At 67.3% G+C, this 18237-nt stretch carries 18 protein-coding genes; 16 read left to right on the top strand and 2 right to left on the bottom strand.

All coding sequences use genetic code 11. From position 1 onward, the window contains the following. Nucleotides 1–116: 116 nt before the first annotated feature. Nucleotides 117–1040 carry a phenylacetic acid degradation operon negative regulatory protein PaaX gene (gene paaX / locus NMG10_RS01740; RefSeq protein ID WP_110737025.1) on the bottom strand — a complete coding sequence of 308 codons (924 nt, stop codon included), beginning with the start codon at nt 1038–1040 and terminating at the stop codon, nt 117–119. A 59-nt stretch (nt 1041–1099) separates the two neighbouring features. Then, complete coding sequence (gene paaY, locus NMG10_RS01735; RefSeq protein ID WP_203646641.1) at nt 1100–1699, bottom strand: phenylacetic acid degradation protein PaaY; 600 nt, start codon at nt 1697–1699, stop codon at nt 1100–1102. 341 nt (nt 1700–2040) lie between these two features. Here paaY and paaF point away from each other — a divergent pair, with 341 nt between their 5' ends. The 16 genes from paaF to NMG10_RS01655 all read left to right on the top strand — a co-directional run bounded on the left by paaF (nt 2041) and on the right by NMG10_RS01655 (nt 18233). Then, nucleotides 2041–2814, top strand: a complete 774-nt coding sequence (gene paaF / locus NMG10_RS01730) for a 2,3-dehydroadipyl-CoA hydratase PaaF (RefSeq protein WP_203646643.1) — start codon at nt 2041–2043, stop codon at nt 2812–2814. 31 nt (nt 2815–2845) lie between these two features. After that, nucleotides 2846–3640, top strand: coding sequence for a 2-(1,2-epoxy-1,2-dihydrophenyl)acetyl-CoA isomerase PaaG (paaG, locus tag NMG10_RS01725; protein WP_254463611.1), 795 nt, complete (start codon nt 2846–2848; stop codon nt 3638–3640). Between the two features lie 2 nt (nt 3641–3642). Next, a complete protein-coding gene (gene paaH, locus NMG10_RS01720) occupies nt 3643–5160 on the top strand; it encodes a 3-hydroxyacyl-CoA dehydrogenase PaaH (RefSeq protein ID WP_254463609.1) in 1518 nt (505 codons plus the stop codon). Next, nucleotides 5153–5602: a hydroxyphenylacetyl-CoA thioesterase PaaI gene (gene paaI / locus NMG10_RS01715; RefSeq protein WP_110737014.1), complete on the top strand. Its 450-nt coding sequence runs from the start codon at nt 5153–5155 to the stop codon at nt 5600–5602. The genes paaH and paaI overlap by 8 nt, the downstream gene beginning before the upstream one ends. Next, complete coding sequence (gene pcaF, locus NMG10_RS01710) at nt 5595–6815, top strand: 3-oxoadipyl-CoA thiolase (protein ID WP_274235406.1); 1221 nt, start codon at nt 5595–5597, stop codon at nt 6813–6815. Before paaI ends, pcaF begins: the two co-directional genes overlap by 8 nt. 94 nt (nt 6816–6909) lie before the next feature. Next, on the top strand, nt 6910–8229 hold the full coding sequence (gene paaK / locus NMG10_RS01705; RefSeq protein ID WP_110737010.1) for a phenylacetate--CoA ligase PaaK: 1320 nt from the start codon (nt 6910–6912) through the stop codon (nt 8227–8229). A 288-nt stretch (nt 8230–8517) separates the two neighbouring features. Beyond that, on the top strand, nt 8518–9507 hold the full coding sequence (gene paaA, locus NMG10_RS01700) for a 1,2-phenylacetyl-CoA epoxidase subunit PaaA (RefSeq protein WP_232856184.1): 990 nt from the start codon (nt 8518–8520) through the stop codon (nt 9505–9507). Between the two features lie 28 nt (nt 9508–9535). Continuing rightward, nucleotides 9536–9817, top strand: coding sequence for a 1,2-phenylacetyl-CoA epoxidase subunit PaaB (gene paaB / locus NMG10_RS01695; protein ID WP_011533969.1), 282 nt, complete (start codon nt 9536–9538; stop codon nt 9815–9817). Nucleotides 9818–9825: 8 nt separating this feature from the next. Continuing rightward, the gene (paaC, locus tag NMG10_RS01690; protein WP_254463601.1) at nt 9826–10584 is read left to right on the top strand and encodes a 1,2-phenylacetyl-CoA epoxidase subunit PaaC; all 759 of its coding nucleotides are present in this window, start codon (nt 9826–9828) and stop codon (nt 10582–10584) included. Then, nucleotides 10571–11095: a 1,2-phenylacetyl-CoA epoxidase subunit PaaD gene (paaD, locus tag NMG10_RS01685; RefSeq protein ID WP_232856182.1), complete on the top strand. Its 525-nt coding sequence runs from the start codon at nt 10571–10573 to the stop codon at nt 11093–11095. The genes paaC and paaD overlap by 14 nt, the downstream gene beginning before the upstream one ends. Nucleotides 11096–11110: 15 nt before the next feature. Then, a complete protein-coding gene (gene paaE / locus NMG10_RS01680; protein WP_254463599.1) occupies nt 11111–12187 on the top strand; it encodes a 1,2-phenylacetyl-CoA epoxidase subunit PaaE in 1077 nt (358 codons plus the stop codon). A 171-nt stretch (nt 12188–12358) separates the two neighbouring features. Continuing rightward, entirely contained in the window at nt 12359–12667 is a 309-nt protein-coding gene (locus NMG10_RS01675; RefSeq protein WP_254463597.1) for a DUF485 domain-containing protein, read from the top strand. Next, a complete protein-coding gene (locus NMG10_RS01670) occupies nt 12664–14226 on the top strand; it encodes a cation acetate symporter (RefSeq protein WP_244670900.1) in 1563 nt (520 codons plus the stop codon). The genes NMG10_RS01675 and NMG10_RS01670 overlap by 4 nt, the downstream gene beginning before the upstream one ends. Before the next feature lie 35 nt (nt 14227–14261). After that, nucleotides 14262–15494, top strand: coding sequence for an OprD family porin (locus tag NMG10_RS01665; protein ID WP_254463596.1), 1233 nt, complete (start codon nt 14262–14264; stop codon nt 15492–15494). 25 nt (nt 15495–15519) lie between these two features. Continuing rightward, entirely contained in the window at nt 15520–17568 is a 2049-nt protein-coding gene (paaZ, locus tag NMG10_RS01660; protein WP_254463594.1) for a phenylacetic acid degradation bifunctional protein PaaZ, read from the top strand. 353 nt (nt 17569–17921) lie between these two features. Then, on the top strand, nt 17922–18233 hold the full coding sequence (locus NMG10_RS01655) for a hypothetical protein (RefSeq protein ID WP_232856177.1): 312 nt from the start codon (nt 17922–17924) through the stop codon (nt 18231–18233). Nucleotides 18234–18237 lie beyond the last annotated feature (4 nt).

Genomic DNA, 18237 nt, shown 5'->3' with positions numbered 1-18237 from the left:
GTGGGAGCGGCTTTAGCCGCGAAGCAAGCGACGCGGTGGATGGCACCGGCTTTGCCGGTGTTCGCGGCTAAAGCCGCTCCTACAGGTCCCTGCTGAACCCATCAGTTAGGTGCCGCTCAGCCAAGCCCGCCAAAGCGTCGATAGTAACTCTCGTTGGCATCCGGCAACGGCCCATCCGCCGTTTCCAGCGCGCAGGCCAGGTATTCCTCCGCCCTGCCCTGCACCAGCCGGTACAGGTTGCGGCACAGCTGCCGCGCCGCGCGCCCTTCCCAGTCACCCGGCAACAGCTCGTCCGGCAGTTGCGGATCACGCAGCAGCAGGCGGCGGTATTCATGGATCAGCAGCGTGCGCGCCAGGAAGCAGTCCTGCGGGCTCGGCGCCTCGAGGTCCTTCATGGCCTGCCACAGCGGGCGGAACAGGCGGATGAACTCGCTGTAGTGCTGGCCCAGCTCCTCGATGTTCCAGCTTTCCCGCACCTGGGCGCGCAGAGCCTTGGAGGCCAGCACTTCCTGAGCGTGGGTTTCGAAGACGATGCAGTCGTCCTCGGCGTCCTGCTCGCGCAGGGTCGCGGCGAGGTCGGCGCGGTCGGTGCGCGGGCAGCCCAGCAGGTTCGTGCCCATGGCGCCGAAGCCCTGCCATTCCAGCTCTTCGCGCACGGCCTTGCGCTTGCCGGCGTCGAGCTGCGCCAGCAGCACCAGGGTCCAGGCGCCGTTCCAGGCCGGCAGGCTGGCGCTGTAGACGCGCTTGAAGGCTTTCTCGAAACGCCGCCGACCGGTGCCGGTCAGGCTGTAGTAGCTGCGCCGGCCGACTTTCTCGGCGGTCAGCCAGCCTTCCTTGGTCAGGCGGAAGATCGAGGTACGGATCAGCCGCTCGTTGATGCCCATCGGCTCCAGCAGGTTGATCAGGCTGCCCAGCCAGACCGTGCCGCCATGGGGTTCAATGGCATCGCCATACAGGGTGATGATCAGGGAGCTTGCGCGGATCGGCGTCTGCTCCTGGAAACGGGTAATCAGGTGGTTCAGGGGGGCAAGGCTGCTCATGGGGGAACGAGGCGCGGCTAAAGCCTCGACTATACCTGCCTGCCGCGACCGCGCAAGGCTCATGCGCCGCCCTCGGCCTTGGGCCGGAAGCCGGAGTCGCACATGCGTGGGCGGTCCGCTTCGGGCGCGGTCAGCGGTGGGCACTCCACCAGCGCGGTCATGCAGCGCCGGGCCAGGCTGTGGTATTCGGCAGTGCCGCGCTGTTTCCAGGCCAGCTCCTGGTCGCTGATCGGGCGCTTGACCTCGGCCGGCGCGCCGACCACCAGGCACTGTTCCGTACACGTGAATCCCGCCTTGACGAAGGCCGTGGCGGCGACGATGCAGCGTGGGGCGATATGCGCGCCGTCCATGACCACCGCGTTCATGCCGACCAGGGCGTCCTCGCCTATCCGACAGCCGTGCAGCACGGCGCCATGGCCGATATGGCCGTTGCGCTCGACCACCGTGTCGGCGCCGGGGAAACCGTGCATCACGCAGGTGTCCTGCAGGTTCGCGCCCTCTTCCAGGATTATTCGCCCGAAATCGCCGCGCAGCGAAGCCAGGGGGCCGATGTAGCAGTTGGGGCCGATCAACACGTCGCCGATCAGCACGGCGCTGGGGTGTACGTAGGCGCTGGGATGAACCACTGGGGTCAGGCCGTCGAGGCGATAGCAGGGCATGGGCTGGGTGCTCGATATGATTCAGAAGACCCGGTGATCCTGTATCAGATCAAATCACTTAGTCAATGCCTTGCTGGTGTATCGCTTTCCTCACAAAGCGTCAGCACGGTGATGACCTAATCGCTGGGCAAGCCAGCGCCCACAAATGGCTACAACAGCGAGACAGCGTGGGAGCGGGCTTGCCCCGCGATAGCGTCGATCGGCTCAACTATAGATACGCAATTACAATTTCAATGTTGATTTTACGTATCACTTTGAACATATACTTGCCCCAGCACCACGAACAATTCCAAGAAAAGCCGGCCCCAGCCGGCGCCGAACGTGCAGCCTGAGGTACCCCCATGCCAAGCAACCTCATCGTGCAGGCCCCGGCGGACGGCGTCCGCCTGATCACCCTGCACCGCCCGCAAGCCCTCAACGCCCTGAACACGGCGCTGCTGGAAGAGCTGGCCGCAGAACTGGACGCCGCCGACCAGGACCCGCAGATCCGCGCCGTGGTCATCACCGGCAGCCGCAAGGCCTTCGCCGCCGGCGCCGATATCAACGAAATGGCCCAGCGCGACCTGGTCGGCATCCTCAACGACCCGCGCGTGGCCCACTGGCAGCGCATCGCCGGCTTTGGCAAACCGCTGATCGCCGCCGTCAACGGCTTCGCCCTCGGCGGTGGCTGCGAACTGGTGATGTGCGCCGACATCGTCATCGCCGGCAGCGACGCCCGTTTCGGCCAGCCGGAAATCAACCTCGGCATCATCCCCGGCGCCGGCGGCACCCAGCGCCTGCTGCGCGCCGTGGGCAAGCCGCTGGCCATGCAGATGGTCCTCGGCGGCGAAGCCATCGACGCGCGTCACGCCCTGCAGGCAGGCCTGGTCGGCGAAGTCACCCAGCCCGAACTCACCGTAGAGCGTGCCCTGCAGGTGGCCGCCGCCATCGCCGCCAAGGCACCGCTGGCGGTGCGCCTGGCCAAGGAGGCGCTGCTCAAGGCCCAGGACATGGACCTGGCCTGTGGCCTGCGCTTCGAACGCCACGCCTTCACCCTGCTGGCCGGCACCGCCGACCGCGACGAGGGTATCCGCGCCTTCCAGGCCAAACGCCCGGCCCGATTCCAAGGGCTGTAAGCCTTCCACCGACTGACGGAGCGAGCCAGTCATGTCCTTCCAGCACATCCTGTTTTCCATCGGCGACGACGGCGTCGCCCTGCTTTCGCTGAACCGGCCCGAGCAGCTCAACAGCTTCAACAGCGCCATGCACCTGGAAGTGCGCGAGGCGCTGAAGCAGGTGCGCCAGAGCGAAACCGCCCGGGTGCTGCTGCTGACCGGCGAAGGCCGTGGCTTCTGCGCAGGCCAGGACCTGGCCGACCGCAATGTCGCCCCCGGCGCCGAGCTGCCTGACCTGGGCCAGTCCATCGAGCAGTTCTACAACCCGCTGGTGCGCAGTCTGCGCGACCTGCCGCTGCCGGTGATCTGCGCGGTCAATGGCGTGGCCGCCGGCGCCGGCGCCAACCTGCCGCTGGCCTGCGACCTGGTGCTGGCGGCGCGCTCGGCAAGCTTCATCCAGGCGTTCTGCAAGATCGGCCTGGTGCCGGACTCCGGTGGCACCTGGCTGCTGCCGCGCCTGGTCGGCATGGCCCGGGCCAAGGCGCTGGCCCTGCTCGGTGAGCGCCTGAGCGCCGAGCAGGCCGAGCAATGGGGGCTGATCCACCGGGTGGTGGACGATGCCGCGCTGCGCGACGAAGCGCTCAAGCTCGCCCGCCACCTGGCGACCCAGCCCACCTATGGCCTGGCCCTGATCAAGCGTGCCCTCAACCAGAGTTTCGACAACCGCTTCGACCAACAGCTGGAACTGGAGCGCGACCTGCAACGCCTGGCTGGGCGCAGCGAGGACTACCGCGAGGGCGTCGGCGCCTTCATGAACAAACGCACAGCTGTGTTCAGGGGGCGCTGACCATGGCCGCACTCGACAACGACGCCCTGGTGGCAGTGATCGGCGCCGGCGCCATGGGTGCCGGCATCGCCCAGGTGGCGGCCCAGGCCGGCCACCCGGTACGCCTGTATGACAACCGCCCCGGCGCCGCCGCGCAGGCCATCGAGGGTATCGACCGACAGCTCGGCCGCTTGGTGGAGAAAGGTAGGCTTACCCCCGACACCCGCAGCACCATCCGCGCTCGCCTGCAACCGATCGACAGCCTCGACGACCTGGCCGATGCCCGCCTGGTGATCGAGGCCATCGTCGAAAGCCTGCCGATCAAGCAGGAGCTGCTGCGCCAGCTTGAAGCCCGGTGCGCCGACGACTGCATCCTGGCCAGCAACACCTCGTCACTGTCAATCACCAGCCTTGCCGCCGGGCTCCGGCACCCGCAACGGGTGATCGGCATGCATTTCTTCAACCCGGCACCGCTGATGGCGCTGGTGGAGGTCGTGTCCGGACTGGCCACGGCGCCGACATTGGCGAGCACCCTGTACGACACCGCCCGCAACTGGGGCAAGCAACCGGTGCACACCCGTTCGACGCCAGGCTTTATCGTCAACCGCGTGGCTCGGCCCTTCTACGCCGAAAGCCTGCGCCTGCTGCAAGAAGGCGCCGCCGACTGCGCCACCCTCGATGCCCTGCTGCGCGACGCCGGAGGCTTTCGCATGGGCGCCTTCGAGCTGACCGACCTGATCGGCCATGACGTCAACTACGCGGTGACCTGCTCGGTGTTCGAGGCGTTCTATGGCGACTTCCGCTTCCAGCCATCGCTGGTGCAAAAAGAGCTGGTCGACGCCGGGCGCCTCGGGCGCAAGACCGGCCAGGGCTTCTATAGCTACGCTGAAGGCGCCGAGCGGCCAGCGCCTGCGGCACTCACCAGCCAGGCGCCTGTCGAGCGCTGCACGGTGGAAGGTGACCTCGGTGTCCTGCGGCCCCTGGTCGAGCGCCTGCGCGCCAAGGGTATCGACGTCACCGAGCGCGCTGGCGGCGGCCTGCTGCGGGTGGGGGATGCCACCCTGGCGCTGTCCGATGGTCGCCTGGCCAGCCAGCGCGCCCGCGAGGACGGTTTGCGCAACCTGGTGCTGCTGGACCTGGCCCTGGACTACACCAGCGCCACGCGCCTGGCCATCAGCCACGGCGCCGAGTGCAGTGCCGAGGCCCTGGACCAGGCCGTCGACCTGCTCGCCCGGGCCGGCTTGAGCGCCTGCCCGGTGGCCGACCTGCCCGGCCTGGTGGTGCTGCGCACCGTGGCCATGCTCGCCAACGAAGCCGCCGACGCCGTGCTGCAAGGCGTCGGTACGCCCGGCGACATCGACCTGGCCATGCGCGCCGGGGTCAACTACCCGCGTGGCCCGCTGGCCTGGGCCGACGACCTGGGGGTCGGCTACACCCTGAACGTGCTCGACAACCTGCAACGCAGCTACGGCGAGGAACGTTATCGCCCGTCCCTGCTGCTGCGCCGCACCCACGCCGAAGGAGGCTGCCTGCATGACTGAGCAATCCGCACACACCCTGGCCCGCGCCTGCGCCCAGGCCATGTTCGCCCGCGACGCCGCCAGCCAGGGCCTGGGCATCGAACTGCTCGACGCCGGCCCAGGCAGCGCCCGGCTGGGCATGCGCGTGCGCGCCGACATGCTCCAGGGCCACGGCACCTGCCACGGCGGCTACCTGTTCGCCCTGGCCGACTCGGCCTTCGCCTTCGCCTGCAACAGCTACGATGAAGCCGCCGTGGCCCTGGGTTGCAGCATCGACTATGTGGCGCCGGCACGCCTGGGCGATCAGTTGCTGGCCACCGCCAGCGAGCAGAGCCGCAAGGGCCGCACCGGCAACTACGACGTGCGCATCGAGAACCAACAGGGCGAGCTGATCGCCCTGTTCCACGGCAAATCCTACAAAGTGCGCGGCACCGTGCTGTCGCCGGAGACCTCCCATGACTGACGCCACCCTGCCCCACGCGCTGATCATCGATGCCGTGCGCACGCCCATTGGTCGCTATGGCGGCGCCCTGGCAAGCGTGCGCCCCGACGACCTCGCTGCGGTGCCAATCAAGGCACTGATGGCGCGCCACCCGGAGCTGGACTGGGCGGCCGTGGACGATGTCATCCTTGGCTGCGCCAACCAGGCCGGCGAAGACAACCGCAACGTCGCGCGCATGGCCGGCCTGCTGGCCGGGCTGCCGATCGAGGTGCCCGGCACCACCCTCAACCGTCTGTGCGGCTCGGGCCTGGACGCCATCGGCAACGCCGCCCGCGCCCTGCGCTGCGGCGAGGCCGGGCTGATGCTGGCCGGCGGCGTCGAATCGATGTCGCGGGCGCCCTTCGTCATGGGCAAGTCGGAACAGGCCTTCGGCCGCAGCGCGCAGCTGTTCGACACCACTATCGGCTGGCGTTTCGTCAATCCGCTGATGCAGGCGCACTACGGTATCGACTCGATGCCCGAGACCGCCGAGAACGTCGCCGAGCGCTTCGCCATCTCCCGCGAGGACCAGGACGCCTTCGCCCTGCGCAGCCAGCTCAAGGCCGCCGCCGCCCAGGCCAATGGCCGCCTGGCCCGGGAGATCGTCGCGGTGCAGATCCCCCAGCGCAAAGGCCCGGCCAAGCGTATCGAGCAGGACGAACATCCACGGGGCGACACCACCCTTGAGCAACTGGCGCGCCTGGGCACGCCGTTTCGCGAGGGCGGCAGCGTCACCGCCGGCAATGCCTCGGGGGTCAACGACGGCGCCTGCGCCCTGCTCCTGGCCAGCCCCACGGCAGCCCGGCGACATGGCCTCAAGGCTCGCGGCCGGGTGCTTGGCCTCGCGGCGGCGGGCGTCGAGCCGCGACTCATGGGCATCGGCCCGGTGCCGGCCACCCGCAAGGTACTGGAACTGACCGGCCTGTCCCTGGCCGACATGGACGTGATCGAACTCAACGAAGCCTTCGCCGCCCAGGGCTTGGCCGTGCTGCGCGAGCTGGGCCTGGCCGACGACGATCCCCGGGTCAACCCCAACGGCGGCGCCATCGCCCTGGGCCACCCGCTGGGCATGAGCGGCGCACGGCTGGTCACCACCGCCCTGCACCAGCTGGAACAGACCGGCGGGCGTTATGCCCTGTGCACCATGTGCATCGGCGTCGGCCAGGGCATCGCCCTGGTGCTCGAACGCCTCTGATCAGCCGCCAGAGACGCCACGCGACGCGGGCAGTATGCTGCCTGCCATGACACTCAGGGCTTCGGCCCACGACAAGAACAACTCGAGTGAAACCATGAACCTCTACCACGATGCCGACCGCGCCCTGCTCGACCCGATGGAAACCGCCAGCCTCGACGCGCTGCGCCAGCACCAGCTGGATCGCCTGCGCTGGAGCCTGAACCACGCCTACGCCAACGTGCCGCTGTATCGCCAGCGCTTCGACGCCTGCGGCGCCCACCCCGATGACCTGAAGTCGCTGGACGACCTGGCGAAATTCCCCTTCACCGGCAAGAACGACCTGCGCGACAACTACCCCTACGGCATGTTCGCCGTGCCCCAGGACCAGGTGGTGCGTCTGCACGCCTCCAGCGGTACCACCGGCAAGCCGACGGTGGTCGGCTACACCCAGAACGACATCGACACCTGGGCCAACGTGGTGGCGCGCTCGATCCGCGCCGCTGGCGGGCGTCGTGGCGACAAGGTGCATGTGTCCTATGGCTACGGCCTGTTCACCGGCGGCCTGGGCGCGCACTACGGTGCCGAGCGCCTGGGCTGCACGGTGATCCCCATGTCTGGCGGCCAGACCGAGAAGCAGGTGCAGCTGATCCGCGACTTCCAGCCCGACATCATCATGGTCACGCCGTCGTACATGCTCAACCTGGCCGACGAGATCGAGCGCCAGGGCATCGACCCGCACGACCTCAAGCTGCGCCTGGGCATCTTCGGCGCCGAACCCTGGACCGACGAACTGCGCCGCTCCATCGAGCAACGCCTGGGCATCGATGCGCTGGACATCTACGGGCTCTCGGAAATCATGGGCCCGGGCGTGGCCATGGAATGCCTCGAGACCAAGGACGGCCCGACCATCTGGGAGGACCACTTCTACCCCGAGATCATCGACCCGGTCAGCGGCGACGTGCTGCCGGACGGCCAGCTTGGCGAGCTGGTGTTCACCTCGTTGAGCAAGGAGGCATTGCCGATGGTGCGCTACCGCACCCGTGACCTGACCCGCCTGCTGCCCGGCACGGCGCGGCCGATGCGGCGCATTGGCAAGATCACCGGGCGCAGCGACGACATGCTGATCATCCGCGGGGTCAATGTGTTCCCCACGCAGATCGAGGAACAGGTGCTCAAGATAAAACAGCTTTCAGAGTTGTATGAGATTCATCTGTATCGCAATGGCAACCTCGACAGCGTCGAGGTGCATGTGGAACTGCGCAGCGACAGCCAGTACCTCGACGAGGGCCAGCGCAAGCAGGTGGTGGGCGAGCTGGCGCGGCAGATCAAGACCTATATCGGTATCAGCACGCAGGTCCAGTTGCAGCCTTGCGGCACGCTGAAACGTTCGGAGGGCAAGGCTTGTCATGTGTATGACAAGCGGTTGGCTGGCTGACGGCAAGCGCTGAGAAGGAAGCCCCGGCATGGTCCGGGGCTTTTTTTGGCCTTTAGAAAGCTGGGGGGCGCTCTGCGCCCCTTTCGCGGCACAAGGCCGCTCCTACAGAGGAGATCGCATTCCCCTTGTAGGAGCGGCCTTGTGCCGCGAAAGGGCTGCGCAGCAGCCCCGACAATCCCAATGCGATACACAATTCTTATTTGATACATCAAATACTGTTTGATGTTGTGTTTTGTATCGCTTATAAATGACCCACGCCCCAAGCAGCCCACAACCGGGAGCCTGAACATGTACGCACAGCTCGTAGAAACCGGCGTCAAGCGCCTCAAGTCCCTGGAGGAGATGTCGCCCGAAGAGCGCGCCTTCCAGGAGAAGATCGACGCCGAAATAAAGATCGAAGCCAAGAACTGGATGCCCGAGGCCTACCGCCAGACCCTCATCCGCCAGATCTCCCAACACGCCCACTCGGAAATCGTCGGCATGCTACCGGAAGGCAACTGGGTCACCCGCGCCCCGTCGCTCAAGCGCAAGCTGCAGCTGATGGCCAAGATCCAGGACGAAGCCGGCCACGGCCTGTACCTGTACAGCGCCATGGAAACCCTCGGCGCCGACCGCGACGAAGAGATCGCCAGGCTGCACAGTGGCAAGGCCAAGTACTCAAGCATCTTCAACTACCCGACCCTGAGCTGGGCCGACATGGGCGCGGTGGGCTGGCTGGTGGACGGCGCGGCGATCGTCAACCAGGTGGTGCTACAGCGCACCTCCTACGGCCCCTACTCCCGCGCCATGATCCGCATCTGCAAGGAAGAGAGCTTCCACCAGCGCCAGGGCTACGAGCTGCTGCTGACCATGATGCGCCACGGCACCCAGGCGCAGAAGGACATGGTCCAGGACGCCATCGACCGCCTGTGGTGGCCGGCGCTGATGATGTTCGGCCCCAGCGACGAGCATTCCCCCAACAGCGCCCAGTCCATGGCCTGGAAGATCAAGCGCCAGACCAACGACGAACTGCGCCAGCGCTTCATCGACCAGACCGTGCCCCAGCTCGAACTGCTCGGCTGCACTGCGCCGGACCCCGCGCTCAAGTGGAACGAGGCCCGTGGCCACTACGACTTCGGCGAGATCCAGTGGGACGAGTTCTACGAAGTGATCAAGGGCAACGGCCCGTGCAACCAGGAACGCCTGGCCACCCGGCGCAACGCCATCGAAAGCGGTGCCTGGGTGCGCGAGGCCGCCGTGGCCTATGCCCGCAAGCAACAGAACAAGAACGCCGCCTGAAGCGGCGAATGATGCGGAGATACCCCCAATGTCTGTCTGGACCCTGTTCGAAGTCTTCGTGCGCAGCAAGCACGGCCTGAACCACAAGCACGTCGGCAGCGTGCACGCCGCCGACGCCGCCATGGCCATCGAGAATGCCCGCGAGCTGTACACCCGCCGCAGCGAGGGGGTGAGCCTGTGGGTGGTGCCCTCGGCGCTGATCACCGCCTCCTCCCCCGACGAGAAGGACCCGCTGTTCGCCCCGGCGGATGACAAGGTCTATCGCCACGCCAGCTTCTACGAGCTGCCGGCCGAAGTCGGACACATGTGAGGCGCGCCATGCACAAGCAAGCATTGATTCAATACCTGCTGCTGCTCGGCGACAGCGCCCTGGTCCAGGGCCAGCGCCTGTGCGAGTGGTGCGGCAAGGCTCCGGCGCTGGAGGAAGAACTGGCGCTGATGAACGTCGGCCTCGATCTGGTCGGCCAGGCGCGCAACTGGCTGGACTATGCCGCCGAACTGCAGGACGACGGCCGCGATGCCGACGCCCTGGTCTTCCGCCGCGACGAGCGCGCCTACCGCAACCTGCTGCTGGTCGAACAGCCCAACGGCGACTATGCCGTGACGATGCTCAAGCAGTTCCTCTACGACGCCTGGCACCACGCCGTGCTTGACGGTCTGTGTGCCTCGAACGATGAGCGCATCGCCGGTATCGCCGCCAAGGCCCTGAAGGAGGTGACCTACCACCTGCGCCGCTCCGGCGAGTGGGTGCAGCGCCTGGGCGGCGGCACCGAAGAGAGCCGCTGGCGCATGCTCGAGGCCATCCCCGTGCTGTGGCGCTTCACCGTCGAGCTGACGGTCGCCAGCGACAGTGAAGTGCAACTGGCCCAGGCCGGCATCGCCGCCGACCCAACGCAGGTCGCCCAGCGCTGGCACGCCACGGTGGAAACGATCTTCGCCTCGGTCGAGCTGCCGCTGCCGAAAGCCGCCAGCCACTTCTACCTGGAGGGGCGCAAGGGCCTGCACACCGAGCACCTGGGCCTGCTGCTGGCCGAGATGCAGTTCCTGCCGCGAGCCTACCCCGATGCGACCTGGTGAGCTGATCGCGGGTGACCGCGGCGCCCGCGCCCTGCGCGACGGCGACCTGGCCCAGGCCTGGGCGGTGCTGGCCGAGGTGATGGACCCGGAGGTACCGGTGGTCAGCGTGGTCGACTTAGGTGTCGTGCGCGACCTCGACTGGCGCGCCGGCCACTTGCACCTGGTGGTCACCCCGACCTACTCCGGCTGCCCGGCCACCGAGGTGATCGAGGGCGATATCCGCCAGGCGCTGGAACAGGCCGGGTTCGCCGAGCCCGCGCTGGAGCGCAGGCTTACCCCGGCCTGGAGCACCGACTGGATCAGCGACCAGGGCCGCGAGCGCCTGCGCGCCTACGGCATCGCACCGCCCGTCGGCAGTGCCAGCCTGCGGGGGGCCTCGCCCACGGTGTGCTGCCCGCAATGCGCAAGTAGCGATACCGAACTGCTCAGCCAGTTCGGCTCCACCGCCTGCAAGGCCCTGTACCGCTGCCGTGCGTGCCTGGAGCCGTTCGACTATTTCAAATGCCTTTGAGCCGTGGAGAACGCCATGAGCCAGTTTCACAGCCTGACCGTCAAGCAAGTGCGCCAGGAGACCCGCGACGCGGTGTCCATCGCCTTCGACGTGCCCGCGCACCTGCACGATGAGTTTCGTTTCACCCAGGGCCAGTACCTGGTCATGCGCACCCGATTGGATGACGAAGAAGTGCGCCGCTCCTATTCGATCTGCAGCGCGGTGCAGGACGGCGAATTGCGCGTGGCGGTCAAACGCGTGCCGGGCGGTCGTTTCTCGGCCTTCGCCAACGAAGTGCTCAGGGCCGGCCAGCAGCTCGAGGTAATGCCGCCGTCGGGCAGCTTCTTCGTGCCGCTGGAGCCGGCACGCCGGGGTCATTACCTGGGCGTGGCCGCCGGCAGCGGCATCACCCCCATCCTGTCGCTGGTCGCCACCACCCTGGCCTGCGAACCCCACAGCCGCTTCACCCTGCTGTACGGCAACCGCGCCAGCAACAGCGCGCTGTTTCGCGATCGTCTGGAAGACCTGAAGAACCAGTACCTCGACCGCCTCAACCTGATCTTCGTGTTCAGCCGCGAACAGCAGGATGTCGACCTGTACAACGGCCGCATCGACGCCGACAAGTGCGGCCAGCTGTTCGCTCGCTGGCTCGACGTCAAATCCCTCGATGCGGCATTCATCTGCGGCCCGCAGGCGATGACCGAGACCGTGCGCGACAGCCTGCAGGCCAACGGCCTGGCCAGGGAGCGCATCCACTTCGAGCTGTTCGCCGCCGCCGGTGCAGAGGCCCGTCGCGAAGCCCGCGAGGCGGCGCGCCAGGTGGATTCGGCGGTCAGCCACGTCACCGTGATCAGCGACGGCCGCGCCCTGGCCTTCGACCTGCCGCGCAACACCCGCAGCGTGCTCGAGGCCGGCAACGCCATCGGCGCCGAACTGCCCTGGTCGTGCAAGGCCGGGGTGTGCTCGACCTGCAAGTGCAAGGTGATCGAGGGCGAGGTGGAGATGGACAGCAACCATGCCCTGGAGGACTACGAAGTGGCGGCCGGGTATGTGCTGTCGTGCCAGACCTACCCGCTGAGCGACAAGGTGGTGCTCGATTTCGATCAGCTCTAGCACCGCGTCGCCTGCTTCGCGGGTAAACCCGCTCCCACAGGTACATCGGCGCCCTCAAGACCAACGCCGTCCCTGTGGGAGCGGGTTTACCCGCAAAGAAGCCAACACAGATACCGGCAACACCCGCGTGACCTGAAAAAACAATTACAACAGCCAGAGAGAACGCTCCCCATGACACCCGAACACCTCGAATCCATCAGCAAGCACCCCGCCTTCGTGCAACTGATCCAGCGCAAGCGCCGCCTCAACGGCTCGCTGACCCTGGCCATGCTCGTCGCCTACTACGGTTTCGTCCTGCTGGTGGCCTTCGCCCCCGGCGTGCTCGGCCAGTCCCTCAGCGGCGGGGTGACCAGTGTCGGCATGCTGGTGGGCGTGCTGATGGTGCTGCTGTCCTTCGCCCTCACCGGGGTCTACATGCACCGCGCCAACCGCGTCATCGACCCGCTCAACGAGGTGGTCAAGCAGGAGTGCGCGCGATGAACTGGACCGCCATCTCGATGTTCCTGGTGTTTGTCGGCTTCACCCTGCTGGTGACCCGCTGGGCCGCCCTGCGCACCCGCTCGGCCAGCGACTTCTACACCGCCGGCGGCGGCCTGACCGGCATGCAGAACGGCCTGGCGATCGCCGGCGACATGATCAGCGCCGCCTCCTTCCTCGGCATCTCGGCGATGATGTTCATGAACGGCTACGACGGCCTGCTCTACGCCCTGGGCGTGCTGGCCGGCTGGCCGATCATCCTGTTCCTGATCGCCGAGCGCCTGCGCAACCTGGGCAAGTACACCTTCGCCGACGTGGTCTCCTACCGCCTGGCCCAGGCCCCGGTGCGCCTGACCTCGGCCTTCGGCACCCTGGCCGTGGCGCTGATGTACCTGGTGGCGCAGATGGTCGGCGCCGGCAAGCTGATCGAACTGCTGTTCGGCATCAGCTACCTGTACGCGGTGATGCTGGTGGGCGTGCTGATGGTGCTGTACGTCACCTTCGGCGGCATGCTCGCCACCACCTGGGTGCAGATCATCAAGGCGGTGATGCTGCTGTCGGGCACCACCTTCATGGCCTTCATGGTGCTCAGGCACTTCGGCTTCAGCACCGAGGCAATGTTCGCCAGCGCCGTGGCCGTGCACGCCAAGGGCCAGGCGATCATGGCGCCGGGAGCGCTGTTGTCCAACCCGGTGGACGCCATCTCCCTGGGCCTGGGCATGATGTTCGGCACCGCCGGCCTGCCGCATATCCTCATGCGCTTCTTCACCGTCAGCGACGCCAAGGAAGCGCGCAAGAGCGTGTTCTACGCCACCGGTTTCATCGGCTATTTCTACCTGCTGCTGATCGTCATCGGCTTCGGCGCCATCGTCATGGTCGGCACCGAGCCGTCCTACCGCGACGCCAGCGGGGCGATCATCGGCGGCGGCAACATGGTCGCGGTGCACCTGGCCCAGGCCGTGGGCGGCAACCTGTTCCTCGGTTTCATCTCGGCGGTGGCCTTCGCCACCATCCTCGCCGTGGTCGCGGGCCTGGCGCTGTCCGGTGCCTCGGCGGTGTCCCACGACCTGTACGCCTGCGTGGTGCGCAAGGGCCAGGCCAGCGAGCAGGAAGAGATGCGCGTCTCGCGCCTGGCCACCCTGGGGATCGGCCTGTTCGCGGTGCTGCTGGGGCTGCTGTTCGAGTCGCAGAACATCGCCTTCCTCTCCGGCCTGGTGCTGGCGGTGGCCGCCTCGGTCAACTTCCCGGTGCTGCTGCTCTCGATGTTCTGGAAAGGCCTGACCACCCGCGGTGCGGTGGGCGGCAGCCTGGCCGGGCTGGTCTCGGCGATCGTCCTGGTGGTGCTGGGGCCGGCGGTGTGGGTCAACGTGCTGCACAACGAGCGGGCGCTGTTCCCCTACAGCAACCCGGCGCTGTTCTCCATGTCGCTGGCCTTCCTCGCCGCCTGGGCCTTCTCGGTCACCGACAGCTCGGAGCGGGCGCGCGAAGAACGTGGGCGCTACCTGGCCCAGTTCATCCGCTCGATGACCGGTATCGGCGCCGCCGGCGCCAGCAAGCACTGACCTCAAGAACAATAACAATGTCGGGTACAACAACAATGAACCGCACGCACTTCAAGTCAGCCGCCTGGCTGGCCACCCTCGCCCTGCCCTTGCCAGCCATGGCGGACTTTATTGCTGACAGCCACGCACGCCTGGAACTGCGCAACCACTACATCAACCGCGACTTCCGCCAGGGCAACGCCCCGCAGAGCAAGGCCGAGGAATGGGGCCAGGGCTTCACCGCCCGCTTCGAGTCGGGTTTCACCGAGGGGCCGGTCGGTGTCGGGGTGGACGCCATGGGCCAATTGGGCATCAAGCTCGACTCCAGCCGCGACCGGCGCAACACCGGCCTGCTGCCCTACGGGCCGCGCAGCCTGGAGCCGGTGGACGACTACAGCGAACTGGGCCTGACCGGCAAACTGCGGGTGTCCAAGAGCACCCTGCGCCTGGGCACCTTGCAGCCGATCCTGCCGGTGGTGGTGTACAACGACACCCGCCTGCTGGCCTCGACCTTCCAGGGCGGCCTGTTGACCAGCCAGGAGCTGGACGGCCTGACCTTCAACGGCGGCCGCCTGACCAAGGCCAACCTGCGCGACTCCTCCGGGCGCGACGACATCGGCTACGGCGCCGCCAGCAGCGACCACTTCGATTTCGGTGGCGGCAGCTACGCCATTAGCCCGCAGGCCAGCGTCAGCTACTACTACGCCAAGCTCGAGGACATCTACCGCCAGCAGTATGTGGGCTTGCTGCACACCCAGCCCCTGGCCGAAGGCGTCAGCCTGCGCAGCGACCTGCGCTACTTCGACAGCCGCGGCGATGGCGCCGAGCGCGCCGGGCGCATCGACAACCGCAACTTCAACGCCATGTTCACCCTGGGCGTGAAGGCCCACAAGTTCACCGCCACCTGGCAGCAGATGTCCGGCGACAGCGCCTTCCCGTTCCTCAACGGCGGCGATCCGTACACCGTCAACCTGGTCACCTACAACACCTTCACCCGCGCCGGGCTCGACTCCTGGCAACTGCGCTACGACTACGACTTCGTCGCGATGGGCATTCCCGGGTTGAGTTTCATGACCCGCTACACCGACGGCCGCCACGCCGAAACCGCCACGCTCAGCAATGGCCGCGAGCGCGAGCGCGACACCGACATCACCTACGTCATCCAGAGCGGCCCGTTCAAGGACGTCAGCCTGCGCTGGCGCAATGTCACCTTCCGTTCCGGCAATGGCCTGACCAATGCCGTGGACGAGAACCGCCTGATCATCGGCTACACCGTGGCGCTGTGGTAACCGCGCCCCTTCAAAGGAGAACAGCATGTCCGCCGCCCCTACCCTGCAAAGCTTCATCGCCGGCCGCTGGATCGGCCAGCACGGCGCCCAGGCCCTGCGCAGCGCCCTCGACGGCCACGTCCTGGCCTACAGCCACGAAGAGCGCCCGGACTTCGCCGAAGCCGTGGATTTCGCCCGGGCCCAGGGCCTCAAGCAACTGCTGGCCATGGATTTCCAGCAGCGCGCCGCCCGCCTCAAGGCCCTGGCGCTGTACCTGGCCGAGCGCAAGGAGCAGCTCTACGCCCTGTCCCACCACTCCGGCGCCACCCGCGCCGACAGCTGGATCGACATCGAGGGCGGCAACGCCACGCTGTTCGCCTATTCCAGCATGGGCCGGCGCGAACTGCCGTCGGGCAACCTGGTGCATGAAGGCCCGGCAATTGCGCTGGGCAAGAACGGCCACTTCGCCGGCAGCCATATCCTGGTGCCGCGCACAGGCGTGGCCGTGCATATCAACGCCTTCAACTTCCCGATCTGGGGCATGCTGGAGAAGTTCGCCCCGACCTTCCTCGCCGGCATGCCGTGCATCGTCAAGCCTGCCACCTCGACCAGCTACCTGACCGAGGCCGTGGTGCGTCTGATGAACGAATCGGGCCTGTTGCCGGCCGGCAGCCTGCAACTGGTGATCGGCAGCACCGGCGATCTGCTCGACCGCCTGCAGGGCCAGGACGTGGTGACCTTCACCGGTTCCGCCGACACGGCGGCCAAGCTGCGCGTGACCCCGAACCTGATCCGCCACTCGGTGCCCTTCACCGCCGAGGCCGACTCGCTCAACTGCGCCATCCTCGGCCCGGACGTCAGCCCCGACAGCGAGGAGTTCGAGCTGTACATCAAGGAAGTGGCGCGGGAGATGACCACCAAGGCCGGGCAGAAATGCACGGCGATCCGCCGCGCCATCGTCCCGGCCAGGCACCTCGACGCGGTGGCCAGCCGCCTGCGCGAACGCCTGCGCAAGGTGGTGGTGGGCGATCCTGCGGTCGAGGGCGTGCGCATGGGCGCGCTGGCCTCCCACGACCAGCAGCGCGATGTCGGCGAACGCGTGCGCCAATTGCTGGACAGCTGCGAGCAGTTGCTGGGGGCCAGTGACGGTTTCACCCCGGTCGGCGATGGCGTGGCCGAGGGCGCGTTCTTCGCCCCGACCCTGCTGCTGGCCCGCGACCCGCATGCCGAGGGCGGCGCCCACGATATCGAGGCGTTCGGCCCGGTGAGCACGCTGATGGCCTACGACGACCTCGACGAAGCCCTGACCCTGGCCGCCCGCGGCAAGGGCAGCCTGGTGGCATCGCTGGTCACCGCCGACCGCGCCGTGGCGGCCAAGGCCATTCCGGTGGCGGCGGCCTGGCACGGGCGGCTGCTGGTGCTCGACAGCGAGGCGGCCAAGGAATCCACCGGCCATGGCTCGCCATTGCCGCAACTCAAGCACGGCGGCCCCGGCCGTGCGGGCGGCGGTGAAGAGCTGGGCGGGCTGCGCGCGGTCAAGCACTACCTGCAGCGCGCCGCCGTGCAGGGCTCGCCGAGCATGCTGATGGCGGTGACCGGCGAATACGTGCGCGGCGCCGAGGTGATCGAGACCGAGGTGCACCCGTTCCGCCGTCATTTTGACGACCTGCGCATCGGCGAATCGCTGCTGACCCACCGCCGCACCGTGACCGAGGCCGACCTGGTCAACTTCGGCTGCCTGTCGGGCGATCACTTCTACATGCACTTCGACGAGATCGCGGCGAAGCAGTCGCAGTTCGGCAAGCGCATCGCCCACGGTTACTTCGTGCTGTCGGCGGCGGCCGGGTTGTTTGTTTCTCCGGGCGAAGGGCCAGTGCTGGCCAACTATGGCCTGGACACCCTGCGCTTCATTACCCCGGTGGGGATCGGCGACACCATCCAGGCGCGCTTGACCTGCAAGCGCAAGATCGACCAGGGCAAGACCAGTCCGCAGGGGCAGGCGCAAGGGGTGGTGGCGTGGGATGTGGAGGTGACCAACCAGCTGGGTGAGCTGGTGGCCAGTTATGACATCTTGACGTTGGTGGTGAAGCGGTGAGCGTGGTTGGGTTGCGAGGGGCTTGGCGATAGGCGGCCATCCCTTTCAAGGTCTTGCGATTACTGGGGTCGCTTTGCGACCCTTTCGCGGCACAAGGCCGCTCCTACAGGAGATTCGCGCCCCCTTGTAGGAGCGGCCTCGTGCCGCGAAAGGGCTGCAAAGCAGCCCCGGCAATTCCAAGCCGGACGCCAAGTCTCAACACCTTGAAATTGCCATCACTATGCCACCTCGCACATCCGCCCTACATCGCGCAATGCTCCCTCGGCGCTATAGTCGGCCCATCGCCCCATAGCCAGCCCCCCTTCCTGGCGGTGGGTGCGCCGTACCGAGAACAATGCCAAGGAAGCAACGCGATGATCCCCATGTCCTTCCCCTTCAAGTCCCTGGTCCTGCTTGCCGGCCTCGCCACCCTGGCCGGTTGCCAGACCGCCAGCCCCAGCGCCGACACCCTCAAGCAGCGTACCGAGGTCACCCTCGGCGTGCCGGTAAGCAAGGTCAGCAACCTGCGCAGCGACTCCAACACCACCTACTTCACCGCCAGCACCTCCAAGGGCCAGTTTGACTGCCAGGTGCCCAGCGGCGGTCTGGTCGCCGTGGCCGGCATGGGCATCTACACCCCGTCACCAACTTGCTGGAAGGAAGGCCAGGCCCCCGTCTTCCAGTGACACC

The sequence above is a fragment of the Pseudomonas sp. DVZ6 genome (assembly GCF_024259445.1).
GTDB lineage: Bacteria > Pseudomonadota > Gammaproteobacteria > Pseudomonadales > Pseudomonadaceae > Aquipseudomonas > Aquipseudomonas peradeniyensis.
Note: the sequence above shows the minus strand (reverse complement) of the source record. Positions and strands in the feature narration are given on the sequence as shown.